The sequence below is a fragment of the Microbacterium sp. NPDC089188 genome (genome assembly GCF_040685155.1).
Taxonomy (GTDB): Bacteria; Actinomycetota; Actinomycetes; order Actinomycetales; family Microbacteriaceae; genus Microbacterium; species Microbacterium galbum.
On record NZ_JBFBHH010000001.1, the window covers coordinates 242,982 to 260,761 of the forward strand.

Consider the following 17,780-nt stretch of genomic DNA (forward strand, 5'->3'; position numbering starts at 1 on the left):
CTGAGTCGGTGTGCGCGGCCGCCGTGCACTCCCCATCGAGTGTCCGAGACACCCGGACGAGATCCGAGAACGTCCGGGTGTCTCGGACACTCGAACAGAAAAGCGAGCGCGGAGCGCGGATGCGTCACGCGCCGGCGAGCTCCTGCAGCGCCCTCTCGAGCGCGTCGATCGCGGGGCGCTGGCCCTTCACGAGCGCGTCGCGCGCGGCATCCAGGCCCATCCACTCGGCGCGGTCGACCTCGGGGAACGACGCCGTGCGACCGGAGCGCGGTGGCCACTCCATCTCGAACTCCCCGAAGACGAAGTCGTCTCCGGATGCCGTGAACCCGGCGCCGTCGCCGCAGAAGACGACGACCTTCTTACCGCTGCTGTAGGCGAAGGTGCCGAGCTCCGCCCACTCCGTCTCGGGCGGCTCGATGCCGAGCTCCTCGCGGAACTCCCGGTGGGCGGCATCCAACGCCCCCTCCGTGGCGGGGTCGAACTCGCCCTTCGGGAGCGACCACGCGCCGGCCTCCTTCTTCGCCCAGAACGGGCCGCCCATGTGGGCGATGAGCACCTGGGGCGCAGGGCTCAGGCGGTACAGCAGAAGCCCTGCGCTCCAGGCGACCATCAGGCCGTGGCCGCCGGGACGCGGGTGGCCTCGTCGGCGATGATGTCGGCGCGCTTGCGGAAGGTGCGGGCCGACACCCGGTCGAGGGCGATCTGTCCGCGCATCTTCTCGGCCTTCTCGTACAACGAGGGGCCGCCGAAGCCCGTGAGCACCTTCACCAGCACGGGGAGCAGCTCGATCATGAAGAACAGCGCGGCGATGAGGTAGTGCGCCCAGCGCAGCACCGGCTCGCGGTCGGACAGGCGCTCGAGCGCCGTGATCTGACTCAGCAGGCCCACGGCGCCGGCGTTGCCGTCGGCGACGGACGACGCCCGGGCGTTGTACGCGGCGAGCGCCGACTCGTACTGCGCGCGAGCTGCGGGCAGCTGGTCTTCGGCCTGCTGCTTGTTCGCCTCGGCGGAAGATGCCGCAGCCGCAGCGCCCGCGGTGTTGGCGGCGGCCAGCGTCGACTGCGCCTGCTGCAGCTGGGTCGACAGCGCGTCGTACGCCGTCTGCGCCTGCTGCAGCTGCGCCTGGGCGGCGTCGGAGCTCGCGCCGTCGCCGGCGACACCGGTGCAGCCCGGGACCGTTCCGGCGCCCTGCCCGGTCAGCTCGCACTGGTACACCGCGCGCGCCTGGTCGATCACGCTCTGCTGCGCCGCGAGCTGCTGCGTGAGCTGGTCGACGGTCTGCTGGGCGGCGGCCGACTCGGCCGACGTCGACGAGGTGCCCGTGACGATGCCGGTCGCGGCCTGGTTCTCGAGCGCCGAGACCTGGGCCGTGGCCGCGTCGAGGGCCTGCTTCTCGGGACCGTTGGTCACGGCATCCTGATCGCCCAGGGCCTGCGTGATGTTGGTCGCGTTGACCTCGCGGTTGATGTCGTTCTGGAAGATCTGCAGCACGAGCGGCTCGGCAACCACGACGCCGATGAGCGCCGCCATGATCACGCGGGGCATCGCGAGCCCGAGCAGGCGGAAGACGTTCTTCGTCGAGCGCATCGTCGAGGTCAGGAAGCGATCGAGGTTGAAGATGATCAGGCCCCACACGATCGCGAGGGGGATCGCGAGCAGGATGCTGACCCGCACGCCCGTGAGGAGCGCGAACATCATCGACAGCGCGGACACGAGCGCGGTGCCGGCGAGCACGAGGAACATCTGCACGAAGCGCGGCACCTCTTCGGGAACCTCGTCGAGCACGTCGTTGTCGGCACCGCCGAGCACGGCCATGCGCCGGATCAGCGACAGACGCGGTCGACGGGGGTCGTGGCGCCGCAAGCGCGGCTGGCGGGGCTCAGAGGTCACCGGGATGGATGCCACGGCGGGAGCCGCGAGCACCTGCTCGGTGTCGGTCTCGGCGTCGACGGGCGCACGGTCGATCACGACGGTGTCGCGGTCGTCGGCGGGGTCGTCGTCTCGCGGGTCGCGGGGCGGGTCGTCATCGCGGGGATCGCCGTCCGCGTCGTCGACGAAGGGGTCGCGCGGCTCGTCGTCGGCGGGCGGCGCGCCCCACGGCTCGGACGTGTGGTCGCGCGCGTCGGCGTCGGGGTTCGCCGCGTTCTGTGCGGCGAGGATGTCGTCGAGATACTGCTCGCGTTCCTCGTCCGTCGTGAACTCGATGCGGCCGTCGGAGCCGAAGCGGCCCGGCCGGTGAGCGGAAAAGGACATTCGCAGAGGGTACGACGCCGACCCTGCCCTCTCCTGTGCGCAGGCTGAGGCACGGCCCCTCGTCGCCGGCCGCGCTCCGGCGGGCACCTCCTGCCGGCCGGTCGACCCGCCCTCCGCCCCGCCGCCGCTGTCGCGTCGCGCGCCGACATGATGCGTGTCACCCGAGATGACCCGCGATTGCGCCGAATGGGGTGTGCTCTCGCGAAACCCGGGTCATCTCGCGGACCGATCCGCCCGCGCCGGGCGCCGGGCGCCGGGCACGCCGAGCGGGCCGCACGCGAAAGCGGGCCGAGCGCGAACGCCCGACCCGCCGCGCGAACCGCGTCAGACCAGGCGCTTCCTCGGCGACACCTCGTAGGTGTTCTCGGGGTCGGAGAACACGGCATCGCCCAGGGCCGCGTCGATCGCGGCGAGCGTGTCGGCGTCGAGGGTGACGCCGGAGGCCTTGACCGTGTCGGCGAGCTGCTCGGGGCGCGAGGCGCCGACCAGGGCGGCGGCGATGTTGGGGTTCTGCAGCACCCACGCGATCGCGAGCTGGGGCATCGTGAGCCCGGCCTCGTCGGCGATGGGCTTCAGGCGCTGCACGGCCTCGAGGGTGTCGTCGTTCAAGAACCTCTTGATGAAGTTCGCGCCGCTCTTCTCGTCCGTCGCGCGCGAGCCCTCGGGCACGGGCTGACCGGGAAGGTACTTGCCGCTGAGCACGCCCTGCGCCATGGGCGACCAGACGATCTGCGAGATGCCGAGCTCCTCGCTCGTGGGCACCACCTTGCCCTCGATGACGCGCCACAGCATCGAGTACTGCGGCTGGTTGGAGATGAGCTGAATGCCGAGCTGCTTCGCGAGCGCATGACCCTCGCGCAGCTGCTCCGCGGTCCACTCCGAGACGCCGATGTAGAGCGCCTTGCCCTGGCGGACGACGTCGGCGAACGCCTGGAAGGTCTCTTCGAGCGGCGTCTCGTAGTCGAATCGGTGCGCCTGGTAGAGGTCGACGTAGTCGGTGCCGAGGCGCTTCAGCGACCCGTTGATGGAGTCCATGATGTGCTTACGGCTCAGGCCGGTGTCGTTGGGGCCACCGGGACCGGTGGGGAAGTAGACCTTCGTGAAGATCTCGAGCGACTCGCGCCGCTGCCCCTCGAGCGCCTTCCCGAGCACGGTCTCCGCCGCGGTGTTGGCGTACGTGTCGGCGGTGTCGAAGGTCGTGATCCCCGCGTCGAGCGCGGCGTGCACGGTCTTGATGGCGGCGTCGTCTCCGACCTGCGAACCGTGGGTCACCCAGTTGCCGAGGGTGATCTCCGAGATCTTGAATCCACTGTTACCGAGATAGCGATAAGCGACCATCCCTCCACGCTAGCCCCGGCCACCGGCACCGGGGCCGTGGCGTCCACCCCCCCCCCCGATAAACGCCAACCGTGATGAGAAACGCGGAGGGAGGGCGTTTCTCATCACGGAGAGCGTTTATCGATCAGTGGGGTGCCGGCGAGGCGCCTCACGCGTCCTTGCGGATCCACCGGAAGGTCACCCGCACCACGGCGAGACCGACCACCAGCCACAGCGCCGTCACCAGCAGGATCAGCGGGTGGTCCCACGATCCCGACGGCTCGGCGGCGGCGAAGCCCTCGGGAAGGAACACCGACCGGAAACCCTGCGCGAGCCACTTCAGCGGGAACACGCTCGCGACGTTCTGCAGCCACTCCGGCAGGGCGGCGAAGTTGATGTACACACCCGAGATGAACTGCAGCAGCAGCACGATCGGGATGACGACGCCGGTCGCGCTGCGGCCGGTGCGCGGCAGCGCCGACAGGCCGATGCCGAGGATCGCGCAGGTCGTCACGCCCAGCAGGAACACCCACGCGAACGTCAGCCAGCGCTCGGGCTCGGTCGGCACGGGAACGCCGAAGAACACCGCCGCCACGACGATGAGCAGCACCGACTGCAGGAACCCCGTGACGAGCACCTGGCCGAGCTTGCCGATGAAGTACGACACCGGGCTCAGCGGCGTTCCGCCGAGGCGCTTGAGCGTGCCGTCGCTGCGCTCCATCGCGATGTCGATCGACATGTTCTGCAGACCCGACAGCAGCACGCCGGCGGCGAGCATCGCGGGGAGGTAGAACTGCGCGGCATCCACCTCATCGCCCGGAGGACCGAAGGTCTGCGCGTCGAACGCGACGGCGAAGATCAGCAGGATCATCACGGGGAACAGGAACGTGAAGAACACCGAGTCGCCCTGGCGGAAGTACGAGCGCACCTCGAACGCGATGCGGGAGGCGCCCAGACGCAGGATGCGGCTCATGCCGCGCCCCCGGCCGCGGTCGTGCGGCGCGCCTCGTCGCCGAGGAACGACAGGTAGACGTCTTCGAGGCTCGGGCGCACGATCTCGAGGCGTTCGGGCTCGCCTCCGCGCGCGACCAGCGCGGCGACCACCGCCCCGGGTTCATGGGTGCGCTCCTCGCGCACCTCGCCGCCCTCGCGCCACCGCACGATCGGCACGCGCGCCCCGGCACCGCCGAGGTCGTCGATCCGGCCGACGGATGCCACCTCACCGGCGACGATGATCGCCGCTCGTTCCGCGAGCTCGGCGGCCTCGTCGAGGTAGTGGGTGGTCAGCAGGATCGAAGTGCCCTCGCCCTGCAGACGGCGGATGAGGTCCCAGAACTGCCGCCGCACCTCGGGGTCGAAGCCCGTCGTCGGCTCGTCGAGGAACAGCAGCTCGGGGCGACCGATGATGCCGAGTGCCACGTCGACGCGACGACGCTGCCCGCCCGAGAGCTTCCGCACACTCACCGTGGCCTTCTCGGTCAGCCCCACCGACGCGATGACCTCGTCGACGTCGCGGGGCCGCGGGTAGAACGAGGCGAAGTGGGCGAGCATCTCCCGCACGGTGGCGGCGGGCGCCTCGCCGGTGTTCTGCAGCACGATGCCGAGCCGCGCCTTCCAATCGAGTCCGCCGCGGTGCGGATCGACGCCGAGCACGCGCACCTCGCCGCTCGTGCGGTCGCGGTAGCCCTCGAGGATCTCGATGACGGTGCTCTTCCCGGCGCCGTTCGGCCCGAGCACCGCGAACGTCTCGCCGCGGCGGATGTCGAAGGAGACCCCGCGCAGCGCCTCGACGCCGCCGCGGTAGGTCTTCCGCAGGTTCTCGACGCGCACGACGTGATCGCTCATGTGCCCAGTCTGGCGGTCGCGACGCCCCCGACGCCCCGTCGTCCCCCGTGGGCAGGGCAGGGAAACACCGCAGAGCAGGCTGGGAGAACCCTGACTCCTCCAAACCATCCCCCCTTCCCGCCTCGGATGACCACCCGTGCGGGGAGATTCGCCCCCGGTCGCCGCACGTCCCCTTACCGCCCTCGAACCGTCCACGTGGACGCTGGAGGTTGACTTTTGCCGTTCCCGCACGCATCCCTGATCGCCGCCGCACCCGATCCCACTCCCGAACCGCTCCTCACCCCCGTCGCGCCGGCCCCCGGCCAGGGATCCGCGGGAACCACGGACGTCCCCCTCCCCGCCCAGCCCGGGACCACCGTGTCGGGCGGATTCCTGCCCGACTGGTCAGTGGGCGAGTGGCTCGGCTACAGCGGGATCATCGTCCTGGCGCTCGCCCTGACGATCGTCGCCACGACGACGTTGTGGTGGATGCTGCACGCGTGGCGTTCCGCCGACGACCTGCGGGCCACGCAGTTCAGCTCGACGCCGCGCCCCGCGCGGCACCGGTTCACCCTCCTGGTCCCGGGTCGCCACGAGGAGGAGGTGATGGGACAGACGCTCGACCGGCTCGCCCAGCAGGACCACCCCGACTTCGAGATCATCGCGATCGTCGGTCATGACGACCCCGGCACGGAACTGGTCGTGCGCCAGGCCGCCGCTCGGCATCCCGCGCTCATCAAGGTCGTCGTCGACGACAGCGTGCCCAAGAACAAACCGAAAGCGCTCAATCGCGCCCTCCAGATCGCCACGGGTGACGTCGTGGGCGTGTTCGACGCCGAGGACGAGGTGCACCCCGGGCTCCTGACTGTCGTCGACTCGAAGTTCCAGGAGACCGGCGCCGATGTCGTGCAGGGCGGCGTGCAGCTGATGAACTTCGAGACCAGCTGGTGGTCGCTGCGCAATGTCCTGGAGTACTACTTCTGGTTCCGCTCGCGCCTGCACTTCCATGCGCGCTCGAAATTCATCCCCCTCGGCGGGAACACCGTGTTCGTCACTCGCGACCGGCTCGAATGGTCGCACGGCTGGGACGACCAGTGCTTGGCCGAGGACTGCGAACTGGGCGTGCGCCTGTCGAGCGACGGCGCCAAGGTCGTCGTCGCCTACAACCCGGAGTACGTCACCCGCGAGGAGACCCCGCCGACGCTGAAGTCGCTGTACAAGCAGCGCACCCGGTGGAACCAGGGCTTCCTGCAGGTGCTCGGCAAGGGCGAGTGGAAGGCGCTGCCGACGCTCCGGCAGCGCCTGTACGCCCGGTATCTGCTCAACATGCCGTTCCTGCAGGCCGCGACGGGGCTTCTCATCCCCATCTCCCTCGCGTTCATCCTGTTGGTGAAGGTTCCCACCCCGGTGGCGCTCATCACCTTCCTTCCTCTGGTGCCCACCGTCATCACCCTCGTGGCGGAAGCGGCGGGACTCACCGAGTTCGGCCGCGTGTACGGCAAGAAGGTGCGCGTGCGCGATTACGTGCGCCTCGTCCTCGGGCTCGTGCCCTACCAGGTGTTCCTCGCCGCGGCCGCCGTGCGCTCCGTCGTGCGGCAGCTGCGCGGTGACGGCAGCTGGGAGAAGACCGAGCACACCGGCGCCCACCGCGAGGGCGCCCCCACCCCCGGATCCGGCGAGCGCGTGCTCGTCGCAGCCGCGACGGAGGCGACGCGATGACCTCGACACTCGACCGTTCTGCGCAGGCCCCCCTGCGCACCGACCGGGCCGTCCCGCATGCGCGTCGACGCGTTCCGGCCTGGCGATCGCGCCTCGGCGACGCCCTCTGGCTGTTGCCGCCCCTGCTCCTGGGACTCCTCGTCAACGGCGCGAACCTCGGCGGCTCGCCCCAGCGCATCGACGACGAGGGGACCTACGCCGCGCAGGCGTGGAGCATCGGCAATCTGGGCGAGCTCACGCACTACACCTACTGGTACGACCATCCCCCGCTCGGCTGGATCCAGATCGCCGCGTGGGCCGGTCTCACCGACGCATGGAACCGATACGACGTGGCCGTGATCGCCGCTCGCGAGGCGATGCTCGTCGCCAGCGCGATCGCGGCGGTGCTGCTGTGGTTCCTCGTGCGGCGCATCGGCTTCGCACGCCTCACGGCCTCGGTGGCGGTCGCCCTCTTCCTGCTGTCGCCGCTCGCTGTGCAGTTCCACCGCCAGGTGTACCTCGACAACATCGCGACGGCGTGGCTGCTCGCCGCCCTGCTGCTCGCCCTGAGCCGACGCGCCCAGCTCGCCGGCTACATCGGCGCGGCCGCGGCCTTCGGCGTCGCCGTGCTGACCAAGGAGACCTACCTTCTTGCCCTGCCGCTCGTCGCGTGGTTCATGTGGCGTGGAGCGGACCGCACGACGCGGCGGTACACGCTGTCGGTCGCTGCCGCCGTCCTGGGGTTGATCGGACTGACCTACGTCGCCCTCGCCGCGGTCAAGGGCGAGGTCATGCCCGCAGCGGGTCGCGTGAGCCTGTGGGACGGCCTCGCCTTCCAGCTCGCGTCGCGCGAGGGGAGCGGCTCGCTGTTCGATCCCGAGAGCCTCATGGCACGCACCGTGGGGCTGTGGTGGCAGCTCGACGCCGTGCTCATCGTGACCGCCCTCGCCGCCGCGGTCGCCGCCCTGCTCGTCCGGCGCCTGCGCCCGTGGGCCGTCACCCTGCTCGCCCTGACGGCGTTCATGTTCCGCGGCGGGTACCTCCCCGTCCCCTACGTGATCATGCTGCTGCCGTTCGCCACGATCGTCGTGGCGGGAATGGGACAGCTCGCGGTGGAGGCGCTCCGCGCGCACGGCGTCTTCCGCCGCCTCGGGGGTGTCGCCGTGGCATCCGGGCTGGTCGTCGCCGTCATCGCCGCGGGTCCCCTGTGGGCGGCGCAGTTGCGCGGGTTCCTGCTCGCCGACCTCGACCGACCGCTCCGGGACGCGGAGTCCTGGATGACCCAGAACGCCCCCGCCGACTCGCGCATGCTCGTCGACGATGCGATGTGGGTCGACCTCGTGCGCGCCGGCTTCGAGCGCGAGAACGTCGTCTGGTACTACAAGGCCGACACCGACTCCGACGTGCAGGAGCTCGCCCCGGACGGGTGGCGCGACTACGACTACGTCATCACCACCGACTCGATGCGCACCTTCCCCACCGAATTCCCGACCGTGCGCCAGGCGATCGAGAACAGCGCGGTCGTCGCCTCGTTCGGCGAGGGTGCCCAGAAGGTCGAGGTGCGCCTGGTCGACTCCGACCAGGCCGCCCTGGCCCAGGCCGCCGACGACGGTCTGTACGCCGCACGGTCGGTCGCCGGCCAGCAGGTGCTGAGGAATCCCGACGTCGGCGTCCCCGCGGAGCAGCAGGACCTGCTCACCTCGGGTGTGGTCGACGGTCGCATCCTGCTCACCCTCGGCCAGCTCTCGGCCTCGGGGCGCGTCGATGTGGCCGACATCACGCAGCTCGAGGGCGACCCCTCCGGCGTGCATCGGCAACTCATCGTCAGTTCCTACGCCGGACAGGACGCTCGGGCGGATGCCGCCGGAGCCGACGCCCTGCTGCGCTTCTACGAATCTCTCACCGGCCCCCTCCGCCCCGTGTCGGTCGAACGCGGCGACGCGGGCGTCGTCATCACCTTCTCGCCCGACGAGCCCGTCGACCTCCTCCCCCGCCCCGCCGACTGATCCCCTTCTCCCCCCACGAAAGGACCATCATGTTCCGCTTCGCCTCACCGACCTCGCCCCGCCGCCGCGTCACGCGGATCGCCGCGGGAGCCACGGCCGCCCTCGTCGCCGCCGGTCTCGCCGCAGCCGTCGCCCCCGCAGCCCACGCGGCCGACTCCGCCCCGGGAGGATGGGCTCGCGTGGCCCACCTCTCGCCCGACACGAAGTCCGTCGACGTCCAGCTGACCGCGCTCGCCGGTGGCGCCGTCGTGTACGAACTCGACGACGTCGCCTACGGCGCGGTCAGTCCCTACATCCCCCTCGCCGACGGCACCTACGTCGTGTCGATGGTCCCCTCCGACGCGGCCGACGGCACCCAGCCCGTCGTGCAGCAGTCGATCGACATCGCCGAGGGCGAGCCCCTCACCGTAGCGGCCTACGGCCGCAACGCCGATCTGAAGACCACCGTCTTCGACGACGACCTCTCCGCGCCCGCGGAGGGCCAGGCACGCGTCCGCGTGGTGCAGGCCTCCACGGTCGAATCCAGCGTCGACGTCGACACCGCCGAAGGACGCGTCATCGCGCGCGACGTGCCGGCCGGCGCCGCGACCGATTACGCCGCCGTCCCCGCGGGTTCGTGGGACCTCGCCCTCACCGGTGCCGACGAGGCCGCCACCTCGGCCGTGGACCTGCCCGCGGGTTCCGTGTCGACGGTGTTCGTGCTCGACGACGCCGCGGGGTCGCTGACGGCGCAGGCCATCACCGACTCGGCGACGCTCGCCGACATGCCCGTCGGTGGCATCCACACCGGCGGTGGCGGCACCGCGCCCTCCTCGGCCACGCCCCTCGGTGCGGTGGCGGGCGTCGCGGGCGTGCTCGGTCTGGTCGCCGTGGCCGGCCTCCTGGCCCGTCGCCGGGTGCGGGCGGGCGCGTGAGCATCGCGCGCCGCGCCCTGGCCGGGGCTGCCCTCGCGGCCACCGTCGTCGTGACGGTGACCGCGTGCGGCGTTCCCGCCGAACCCGACACCTCCGCGGAGGATGCGACCGTCGCCTCGGCGACGGCGTTCCTCGACGCCTATGTCGAGGACGGACGGGTCGTCCGCACCGACCAGGGCGGTGACACGGTGAGCGAGGGACAGGCCTACGGCATGCTCCTGGCGGTGGCCGCGGGTGATCCGGCGCGCTTCGACCGCATCTGGGACTGGACCACCGCGAACCTCCGACGCGGCGACCTCCTCCTCTCGTGGCAATGGAAGGACGGCGGCGTCGTCGACGAGCAACCCGCCTCGGATGCCGATCTGGACGCCGCGCGGGCCCTCGTCCTCGCCGGCGACGCCTTCGGCCGCGACGACCTGCGCGAGCAGGGCGTGGCGCTGGGCGCGGCGGTGCTCGACGAGATGACGGCCGAGACCTCGCTCGGGCGCATCCTGCTCCCGGGTCCGTGGGCCACGGCCTCCCCGCACGCCTACAACCCGTCATACGCGTCGCCGGCCGCATACGCGGTCCTCGAACAGGCGTCGGGCGATCCCCGGTGGGCGGAGCTGGCCGAGGGCAGTCGCGCCGCGACCGCCGCGCTACTGGACGCCAACGCCCTGCCCACCGACTGGGCCACCGTCGCCGCGGACGGATCCGTGGCGATCGCCGGCTCCGCCGGAGGCGGCGGCGAACCGGGGTACGGCTACGACGCGGCGCGCACGGCGATCCGTTTCGCCGAGTCCTGCGACCCCGCCGATCGCGCCCTGGCCGCACGCGTCTCCTCCGCCCTGCCGGAGGACGAGGCCCTCCCCGCCGAGCTCGACTCCGGCGCGGGGCCGCGCACCACCGATCAGCACCCCGTCGCCTACGCCGCCCGCGCCGCCGCGGCGGCGGCGGACGGACGGTCGGATGACGCTCGCGCCGACCTGGAGCGTATGACCGACACCGCGGCATCCACCCCCACCTACTACGGGTCCGCATGGAACGCCCTGACCACGGCCATGCTCTCGGGTGACGTGCTGGGCGGCTGCCCGGCTGTCACCGACGACGCCGGCGGTGCGGCCGCGCAGAGCACGACCGCGCCGGGAGTCGGTGCCGCGGCGGGGTTCCAGGACCCCGTCGCTCCCTCGTCGGCCAACACGGCGCCGCCGGTGCACATCTCCATCCCCTCCATCGGAGTCAGCAGCGACCTCGTCGGCCTCGACCGCGGCGAGGACGGGTGGATCCAAGCGCCCGGGGACTACGACGCGGTCGGCTGGTACGAGAAGGGCGTGCTGCCGGGCGAGGTGGGCCCGGCGGTGATCGCGGGCCACGTCGACTCCCCCACCGGGCCGGCAGTGTTCATCGACCTCCCCCGACTCGCCCCGGGGGACACCGTGGCGGTCGAGCGCGCGGACGGTTCGACGGCGAATTTCGTCGTCACCGGCCTGCAGACCGTGGAGAAGGACAGCTTCCCGACCGAGTCCATCTACGCCCCCACACCGACGCCGCAGTTGCGGCTCGTCACGTGCGCCGGGGCGTGGGATCCGGCCAGCGGGCACTATGTCGACAATCTCGTCGTGACGGCCGTCGCCGCCTGACGAGCGCTCCCCGCACCGCGGCTCAGCCGACCGGCATCGCCTCGGCGACGGCTTCGTCTTCTTCGGTCGCGACGAGCTGACCGCACGCCCCGTCGATCTCCTTGCCGCGGGTGTCGCGCAGGGTCGTCGGGATGCCGGCATCGTTCAGACGACGCACGAACTCGTTCTGCACGGGCACCTCGGATGCCGTCCAGATCGACCCCGGAGTCGGGTTCAGCGGGATCGGGTTGACGTGCACCCATCCCCGACCGCGGGCGTTGAGCTTGTCGGCCAGAAGGTCGGCGCGCCAGGCGTGATCGTTCATGTCTTTGATCAGGGCGTACTCGATCGACACGCGGCGCCCGGTCTTGTCGAAGTAGGCGCGGGCGGCATCCAGGGCCTCGTCGACCTTCCAGCGCGAGTTCACCGGGATGAGCTCGTCGCGCAGGCCGTCGTCGGGCGCGTGCAGCGAGAGGGCGAAGGTGACCGGGATGTCCTCGTCGGCGAGCTTCTTGATCGCCGGAACCAGGCCCACGGTCGACACCGTGATGCCGCGCGCGCTCATGCCGAGCCCGTGCTCCTTGTCGACCATCACGCGCACGGCCTGCATGACCCGCGCGTAGTTCGCGAGCGGCTCACCCATGCCCATGAACACGATGTTCGAGACGCGGTCGAGCGAGTGGTCGGAGCTCTTCTTGCCGCCCAGGCCGCCGGCGGCGATGAGCGCGTTGGCGCGCACGATCTGCTCGATGATCTCGGCGGCCGACATGTTGCGGGTCAGCCCCGCCTGACCGGTGGCGCAGAACGGGCAGTTCATGCCGCAGCCGGCCTGGCTCGACACGCACAGCGTAATGCGACCGGGGTAGCGCATGAGCACGGATTCCACGAGGGCGCCGTCGTGCAGCTTCCACAGGAACTTGATGGTGTCGCCGCGGTCCGTCTCGAGCCGGCGCACCTCGGTGAGCAGCGGAGGCAGCATGCCCGCCACGAGTTCCTCGCGACCGGATGCCGGCAGGTCGGTCATCGCGGCCGGGTCGGACGTGTAGTGCGTGAAGTAGTGCTTCTCGAGCTGCTTCGCCCGGAAGCCGGGCAGGCCGAGCTCCTTCACCTTGGCGACGCGCTCGTCGGCGGTCAGGTCGGCGAGGTGCACCGGCGGCTTGCCGCGCTTGGGGCTCGCGAATTGCAGGAGCGGCCGGCCGGTGTCGTCCTTCGCCTGCTGCCATCCTTCGGTCGCGGGGCGCACCTGGCGTCCGGTCTTCGGACGGGTTTCGCGGATGCCGGTGTCGGCCGGCGCCCCCGCGGGGCGCACCGGCGGCGTGGTCGTGCGCACGGGGGGCTGATCGGTCATGGTTTCCAGGGTACCGGGGCGCGGCTGCGACGCGGCTGGGCGCGGAGCCGGACACCGGCGCGAACACCGGTTCCCTGCCACGCGACGGATGCCGGGCGCCGACCCCGGTCAGCCCCGGGGGCGACCCCGGTGGACGTACGTCTGCGTCGCTCGAGCGGCGGACGGAAAAGAAGAGCGCGAGGGGCCGATCACCACAGTCGGGGGGAGACTCCCGACCGACCCCTCGCGCCGTCAGGGTCAGGCGGCGTCGAGATCCCGCTCGAGCAGCGCCCGGAGTTCATCGGCGACGCGATCGGCCTCGGGCCCGTCGACCTCGAGGGCGACCTCGTCGCCCGTCTTCACACCCAGCTGCAGCAGCGCGAGGATACTGCGGGCGTCGACGGAGGTGTCGCCGGCGGCGAGGGTCACCGTGTGCTTCGATGCCGCGGCCGCACGGGCGAAGGTGGCGGCCGGTCGGGAATGCAGGCCGGACGGGGAGCCGAAGACGGCGGTGCGCTGTGCCATGGGGAGGGACCTTTCGGGTGTTCAGCTCGACTGTGCGCGAGCGATGTGGAGGGCGAGATAGCCGACCTCCTCGTCGGAGATCGCGACCTGATGCTCGCGGAGCACGAACGCGCGGACGCGCTCGGCCGTGGCGACCGCGCGCGGGTGCTTGGCCGTCATGGTCGCGAACAGCAGGTCGTCGTCCTGCGCCGCGAGCCGGTCGGAGAACAGGCGCTCGGCGAAGAACTGCAGGTGCGTGAGGAATCGGCGCGTGTGCAGGTCGTCGGCATCCAGGGCCACTCCCCCGGAGTGCGTGACGATCGTGGTGATGTCGGAGATGAGGCCGACCACCCGCATCGAATCGACGGCCGGACGACCCACCTCGGAGTTGACGAGGTGGAACGCGATGTTGGCCGCCTCCTCGTCGGGGAGCGCCGCCCCCGTGCGCTCGCGCAGCAGCGCGAGGGCGCGCAGGCCGACCTCGTACTCCGCGGGATAGACGGTGCGCACCTCCCACGCGAGCCGGTTCGTGACACGCAGCCCCCGACGCAGCCGTTCCACCGCGAAGTGCAGGTGATCGGTGAGCGTCAGATAGATGTGCGGATCGAGCTGGATGCCACCGTCCTCGGCATCCATCACGATCGAACGGGTCAGTTCGACGAACTCCCCCGGGATCTGGGCCAGCAGCTCGACGAGGTTGCGCTGGTCGGTGTCGTCGAGCGCGACGAACACGCGGTCGGTGTCCTCGGGCGCGACCGTGGCGCCCGGCTTGGCACCGAAGCCGATGCCCTTGCCGAGCAGCACGCGCTCCACGCCGCGCTCGTCCTCGACGAGCACGACGCTGGAGTTCAGCACCTTCTTGATGATCTGCATGGGTGTCTCCGTCGACCCCGGCGGATGCGCCGCGGTGGCGATCACGCCAGGTCGGCCCCGTTCGAGGCGATGACCTTGCGGTACCAGAAGAACGAGTCCTTGCGACGTCGTTCGCCGGTGCCGTTTCCGAGGTCGTCCTGGTCGACGTGGATGAAACCGTACCTCTTGGATATCTGCGACGACGATGCGCTGATGATGTCGATCGGCGCCCAGCTCGCGTACCCCCGCAGGTCGACGCCCTCGTCCACGGCGCGGATCATCTCGGCGAAGTGGGAGCGGAAGTAGTCGATGCGGTACGGATCGTGGATCCGGCCGTCGTCGGTGAGCTCGTCGCGCATGCCCAGGCCGTTCTCGACGATGAACAGCGGCTTGCCGTAGCGGTCGTAGAGGTCGATGAGCGAGATGCGCAGCCCGACCGGGTCGATCTGCCAGCCCCACTCGCTGGACTCCAGGAACGGGTTCTTCACACCGAGCACGGTGTTGCCCGGGGTGCGCTCGGCATCCGGTCGCACCGACTCGGTGAGGGTCATGTAGTAGGAGAAGGAGATGTAGTCGACGGGGTGCGCGCGCAGCAGCTCGACATCGCCCTCTTCGAACGGGATGACGATGCCCTTCGCCTCCAGGGCCTTCAGCGCCAGGCGCGGGTAGGCGCCGCCGGCCTGCACGTCGGTGCACAGGTAGAGCAGGCGCTCCTTGGCCTGGGTGGCGGCGACATCGTCGGGGTGGCAGGTGTTCGGGTAGGTGGTGAGCATGGTGAGCATGCAGCCCATCTCCGACTCCGGCCACAGCTCGTGGAGGATCCTCGTCACCGATGCCGACGCCACGAACTGGTGGTGCAGCGCGGTGTAGCAGGCCTGCTCCAGCGAGCCCTCGACGGTCTCGTCGATGATGCCGCCCGAGGTGAAGGGGTGGCGGATGATCCCGTCGATCTCGTTGAACGACAGCCACAGGTCGACGAGGTGGCCGAACCGCTCGAAGCAGGTGCGCGAGAACCGCTCGAACAGCGCGATCGTGCCGCGGTCCACCCAGGCGTTGTTCTTCAGCGCGAGGGCGAGGGGCGGGTCGTAGTGCGACAGCGTCACCAGCGGTCGGATGCCGAGACGGCGCATCTCCGTGAAGAGATCGAGGTAGAAGGCGATGCCCTCCTCGTTCGGCTCCTGCTCCTCACCGGTGGGGTACAACCGCGACCACGCGATCGAGACGCGCAGCACCGAGAACCCCATCTCGGCGAACAACGCCAGATCCTCGCGGTAGCGGTGGTAGAAGTCGATACCGCGTCGCTTCGGATAGAACGAGATGTCGTCGTCCGCCATGGCCGCGGCGATGCTGGCGAGGGTGTGCTGGTGGTGCACGGCGTACTCGCGCGGGTCGACGTTCGGGCGGTACTTCGCCACGTCCGACACGGCGGGGCCGCGGCCCCCTTCGTTCCAGGCCCCTTCGGCCTGGTTGGCGGCGAGGGCGCCGCCCCAGAGGAATCCGTCAGGCAATCCCATTCGCGGTCTCCTTCGCGTCGATGGCCAGCAGCGCGTCGCCCGCGGCGACCCGTCCGGTGGCGAGGGGGGCGACGTCGTACGCGTCGCCGTTGAGCACGACGACGGGCGTCGTGATGTCGAGTCCGGCCGCTTCGATCGCGGCGAGGTCGGCGGTGAGCACGCGCTGGCCCGCCTCGACCCGGTCGCCCTGCTCGACGTGGGCGATGAAGGGCGCACCCTCGAGTCGCACGGTGTCCAGGCCCACGTGCACGAGCACCTCGAGGCCGTCGTCGCCGAGGATGCCGAGGGCGTGGCGCGAGGGAAGGAGGCTCGACACGACGCCGCTGATGGGGGCGCGCACCTCGCCGTCCGTGGGACGGATGGCGACCCCGGGTCCGAGGATGCCGCCCGAGAACACCGGGTCGTCGACGGCACCGAGCGCGACGATCTCGCCGGTCATCGGTGCGACCACCCCGCCTGCGGCGTCGGGGGCGGGAACGGACGCGCCGGACTGCTGCTCGAGCAGGCGCACGGTGGCGGAATCGGAGTCCTTCCAGATCACCAGCGAGACGATGAAGGAGGTCACCATCGCGACGAGGGCGCCGATGACGGCGTGCAGCAGGTTCCACGGGTTGGCCATGTCGATGAACATCGAGATGGACGCGGCTCCCGGGCTGACCAGCGCGAAGGCCGAGATCGCGGCGATGCCGAGGTACGCGCCGCCCACGAACGCGCCGATGACGACCGAGACGATCGCGCGACGGTTCTGCAGGGTGACGCCGTACAGGGCAGGCTCCGTGATGCCGAAGAAGGCCGAGATCCCCGAGGAGATCGCGGTTCCCCGCAGCGTCTTGTTCTTCGTGCGCACGGCGATCGCGAGGCTCGATCCGGCCTCGGCGAGGTTGTGCGCGAGGGAGGCGACGAGGTAGAAGCTCTCCCGACCCGCGGATGCCATGGTGGCCACCGTCGGCGGGATGAAGGCCTTGTGCATGCCCACCGAGACGATGAACGGCAGGGCTGCGGCCATCAGGGCCACGGCGATCCAGCCGAGCGTGCCGTAGAGCCAGAGCATCGCACCCGTCAGCAGCGTTCCGAGGAAGAAGCCGAGCGGGCCGAGCAGGAAGATCGTGGCGGGGGCGACGACGATGAAGCAGATCAGCGGGACGAGGAACGTGCTGATGACGCTCGGGCTGATGCGGCGCGCGAGACGCTCGACCACCGCCAGCAGCAGCACGGCGAGGATCGGCGGGAAGACCTGAGCGTTGTAGGCGATGGCGGGGACGGTCAGTCCGAAGAGGGCCACACCGCCCTCCTGCGTCAGCAGGCCGGCGAACGTCGGGAAGACGAGCAGACCCACGATGCCCAGGGCGAGCGGGATGTTCGTGTCGAGTTTCTTCGCCGCGGTGTAGGTGACGAGCAGCGGCAGGAAGAAGAAGACCGCGTCGGGGATCGCGGTGAGCACCTGATAGGTCTGATCAGTCGTCTGCAGCCAACCGAGGGCCACCGCGAGGATGAGGAACGACTTGAAGATGCCCGCACCCGCGACGGCGGGGATGATCGGGGTGAACACGCCGACGACGAAGTCCATCGTCACCGCCCCGGCGCGCTTGAGCGTCGGTTTCGGCTTCGCGGCCTCGACCCGCGCACCCGCCCGGGTGCCGGTGCCGCCGCTGCGGAGCTTCTCGATCTCGCGGAAGTAGTCCGCGACGCCCGAGCCCACGATGACCTGGGTCTGCGTGCCGGTGACGACGCCGATGACGCCGGGAGTGGCTTTGAGCGCGGCCTCGTCGGCGCGGCTCTCGTCGGCGAGGGTGAACCGCAGACGGGTCGAGCAGTGGTGGAGCGCCGCGACGTTGGCCGCTCCCCCGACGTGCTCGAGGATCGCGCGGGAGCTGTCCTGGGTGGTCATCGAAGTCCTTCCTTGGTTCGAAGGACACGCGTCGCGGCATCGACTCCGATGCCGCCCGGGCAACAAAAAAGGACCCGAAGGCGGT

At 70.8% G+C, this 17,780-nt stretch carries 14 protein-coding genes; 4 read left to right on the forward strand and 10 right to left on the reverse strand.

Annotated features, from left to right (window positions below; all coding sequences use genetic code 11):
- Positions 1–124: 124 nt before the first annotated feature.
- The 5 genes from AB0N80_RS01020 to AB0N80_RS01040 form a co-directional block, all read right to left on the reverse strand.
- Positions 125–610 (reverse strand): NUDIX domain-containing protein, encoded by a 486-nt coding sequence (locus AB0N80_RS01020; RefSeq protein ID WP_363388940.1) that lies wholly within the window; start codon positions 608–610, stop codon positions 125–127.
- On the reverse strand, positions 610–2,253 hold the full coding sequence (locus tag AB0N80_RS01025; protein WP_363577029.1) for a DUF4407 domain-containing protein: 1,644 nt from the start codon (positions 2,251–2,253) through the stop codon (positions 610–612). The genes AB0N80_RS01020 and AB0N80_RS01025 overlap by 1 nt, the downstream gene beginning before the upstream one ends.
- Positions 2,254–2,577: 324 nt before the next feature.
- Complete coding sequence (locus AB0N80_RS01030; RefSeq protein ID WP_363577031.1) at positions 2,578–3,591, reverse strand: aldo/keto reductase family protein; 1,014 nt, start codon at positions 3,589–3,591, stop codon at positions 2,578–2,580.
- Between the two features lie 148 nt (positions 3,592–3,739).
- Entirely contained in the window at positions 3,740–4,543 is an 804-nt protein-coding gene (locus tag AB0N80_RS01035) for an ABC transporter permease (protein ID WP_315994368.1), read from the reverse strand.
- Positions 4,540–5,415 (reverse strand): ABC transporter ATP-binding protein, encoded by an 876-nt coding sequence (locus AB0N80_RS01040; protein ID WP_363388930.1) that lies wholly within the window; start codon positions 5,413–5,415, stop codon positions 4,540–4,542. The genes AB0N80_RS01035 and AB0N80_RS01040 overlap by 4 nt, the downstream gene beginning before the upstream one ends.
- 216 nt (positions 5,416–5,631) lie before the next feature.
- Between AB0N80_RS01040 and AB0N80_RS01045 the strand changes: the two genes are divergently transcribed.
- The 4 genes from AB0N80_RS01045 to AB0N80_RS01060 are packed head-to-tail and all read left to right on the forward strand — an operon-like array spanning position 5,632 to position 11,631.
- Positions 5,632–7,113, forward strand: a complete 1,482-nt coding sequence (locus AB0N80_RS01045; RefSeq protein WP_315994366.1) for a glycosyltransferase family 2 protein — start codon at positions 5,632–5,634, stop codon at positions 7,111–7,113.
- On the forward strand, positions 7,110–9,098 hold the full coding sequence (locus AB0N80_RS01050) for a glycosyltransferase family 39 protein (RefSeq protein ID WP_363577033.1): 1,989 nt from the start codon (positions 7,110–7,112) through the stop codon (positions 9,096–9,098). The genes AB0N80_RS01045 and AB0N80_RS01050 overlap by 4 nt, the downstream gene beginning before the upstream one ends.
- Before the next feature lie 29 nt (positions 9,099–9,127).
- Positions 9,128–10,012, forward strand: a complete 885-nt coding sequence (locus tag AB0N80_RS01055; protein WP_363577035.1) for a DUF4397 domain-containing protein — start codon at positions 9,128–9,130, stop codon at positions 10,010–10,012.
- Positions 10,009–11,631 (forward strand): class F sortase, encoded by a 1,623-nt coding sequence (locus tag AB0N80_RS01060; RefSeq protein ID WP_363577037.1) that lies wholly within the window; start codon positions 10,009–10,011, stop codon positions 11,629–11,631. The genes AB0N80_RS01055 and AB0N80_RS01060 overlap by 4 nt, the downstream gene beginning before the upstream one ends.
- Before the next feature lie 22 nt (positions 11,632–11,653).
- Here the strand turns inward: AB0N80_RS01060 and rlmN are convergent, their stop codons facing one another.
- The 5 genes from rlmN to AB0N80_RS01085 all read right to left on the reverse strand — a co-directional run bounded on the left by rlmN (position 11,654) and on the right by AB0N80_RS01085 (position 17,695).
- Positions 11,654–12,958, reverse strand: a complete 1,305-nt coding sequence (gene rlmN / locus AB0N80_RS01065; protein WP_315994362.1) for a 23S rRNA (adenine(2503)-C(2))-methyltransferase RlmN — start codon at positions 12,956–12,958, stop codon at positions 11,654–11,656.
- Positions 12,959–13,195: 237 nt separating this feature from the next.
- On the reverse strand, positions 13,196–13,462 hold the full coding sequence (locus tag AB0N80_RS01070; protein ID WP_315994361.1) for an HPr family phosphocarrier protein: 267 nt from the start codon (positions 13,460–13,462) through the stop codon (positions 13,196–13,198).
- A gap of 21 nt (positions 13,463–13,483) precedes the next feature.
- Positions 13,484–14,314 carry a PRD domain-containing protein gene (locus AB0N80_RS01075; RefSeq protein ID WP_315994360.1) on the reverse strand — a complete coding sequence of 277 codons (831 nt, stop codon included), beginning with the start codon at positions 14,312–14,314 and terminating at the stop codon, positions 13,484–13,486.
- A gap of 41 nt (positions 14,315–14,355) precedes the next feature.
- Positions 14,356–15,807 carry a family 1 glycosylhydrolase gene (locus AB0N80_RS01080; protein WP_363577040.1) on the reverse strand — a complete coding sequence of 484 codons (1,452 nt, stop codon included), beginning with the start codon at positions 15,805–15,807 and terminating at the stop codon, positions 14,356–14,358.
- Complete coding sequence (locus tag AB0N80_RS01085; protein ID WP_363577042.1) at positions 15,794–17,695, reverse strand: beta-glucoside-specific PTS transporter subunit IIABC; 1,902 nt, start codon at positions 17,693–17,695, stop codon at positions 15,794–15,796. The genes AB0N80_RS01080 and AB0N80_RS01085 overlap by 14 nt, the downstream gene beginning before the upstream one ends.
- Positions 17,696–17,780: the final 85 nt, after the last annotated feature.